The organism is Bradyrhizobium sp. PRIMUS42, assembly GCF_023006515.1.
Classification (GTDB): domain Bacteria; phylum Pseudomonadota; class Alphaproteobacteria; order Rhizobiales; family Xanthobacteraceae; genus Bradyrhizobium.
In genome coordinates, this window is the sequence record NZ_JALBGZ010001099.1 from 1 (window position 1) to 1436 (window position 1436).

At 67.3% G+C, this 1436-nt stretch carries 1 protein-coding gene; it reads right to left on the reverse strand.

Going from position 1 to position 1436, the window contains the following annotated elements; genetic code table 11:
* Window positions 1-1358: xanthine dehydrogenase family protein molybdopterin-binding subunit (locus MOV75_RS37985; RefSeq protein ID WP_247007977.1), on the reverse strand; the 1358-nt coding region annotated here is incomplete at its 3' end.
* Between the last annotated feature and the right edge of the window lie 78 nt (window positions 1359-1436).

The window sequence follows — 1436 nt, forward strand, 5'->3', positions numbered from 1 at the left end:
GATTTGTCGGGAGCTGGAATCGGCTGCGGCGCAAGGTCGAGGCGCTGATCCCCGATGCTTTTTATCCATCGCGGCTGCAGCGAACGCTTCGCCCAGCCGAAGCGCGCCGCGCCCTGCTCGTAACAGGCGCGTAGCGCTTTTGACGAGAACGGCTTGCCGCTGATCGGCTCGCGCTCGGCGTAGTTCTTGAGGCGGAAGGCGAGCGGGTCCATGCCGCAGGCCCAGGCCATCTCGTCGATCGCGCTCTCCAGCGCAATCGAACCGGTCGCCTCGCCAGGCGCGCGCATGAACAGTGGCGTGCCGGTGTTGACACGTACGGCGTCATGCGAGGTGCGGATCGCCGGCGCCGCATAGAGCGTGTGCGAGGCATCGGCCGCGGGCTCGTAGAAATCATCGAACGTGCTCGACACGGTCCGCGCATGGTGATCGAGCGCGGTCAGACGTCCCTCGCCATCCGCGCCGATGCGCAGGCGCTGGCGGGTCGGGGCACGGTGACCGACCGGCCCATACATCTGCTCACGGCGCAGCACCAGCTTGACCGGCCTGCCCACCAGCTTGGCAGCCATGATGCCGAGGACCGGCGGACCGCCCATGAGCCCCTTCGAGCCGAAGCCGCCGCCGAGGAAGGGACTGCGGATGTGGATCTTGTCGTGCGCGATGCCGAACAGCTCGGCAATGCGCGCGAGCGACAGCATCAGACCTTGGGTCGGCATGTCCACGGACAGCCTGTCGCCATCCCAGTGAACCACGATCGCATGCGGCTCCATCGCGTTGTGATATTGAGGCGGTGTCTCGTAGATCGCATCGATCCGCTTCTCGGCCGAAGCAAGGCCCGCCTCGACATCGCCGCGATGATTTTCGGTAGGGTTGCCGACGCCGACAACGGGCGGCACGAAGCTTTCGCCGGCGTCGAGCCCGACCAGCGGAGGCAGCGTTTCGTAGCGCGGTGCCAGCAGCACCGCACCTTCCGTCGCCGCCTCCAGCGTTTCCGCGATCACGACCGCGATGGGCTGGTTGGCATAACGGACTTCGTGGCTCTGCAACGCCTCCATCCGGAACACGAACGGATTGGTCTTGATCTCCGGATCGATCGCGAGCTGCGGCTTGTGATCCGGCGTCATCACGTCCACGACGCCGGGATGCCGCTTGGCGGCGGCGACATCGAGCGAGGTCACGCGGCCACGCGCGATGCTGGAAACGGCGATCACCGCGAACAGCATGCCGGGCGGATGATTGTCGGCGGCATAGGTCGCCTGCCCCGTGACCTTGAGGACGCCGTCACGGCGGGTCAGCGGCTGGCCGATGTTCGAGCCGTGGCGCAGATGGGCGGGTGCGCTGGTGAGATTGAGCTCAGGCATGGATGGCTCCGGACGTCGAGGCAAAGGGAGAGGCCGGCAGCGCCGGCAGGCGCGCCGGCGTACCGGCGGCAGCGAGGG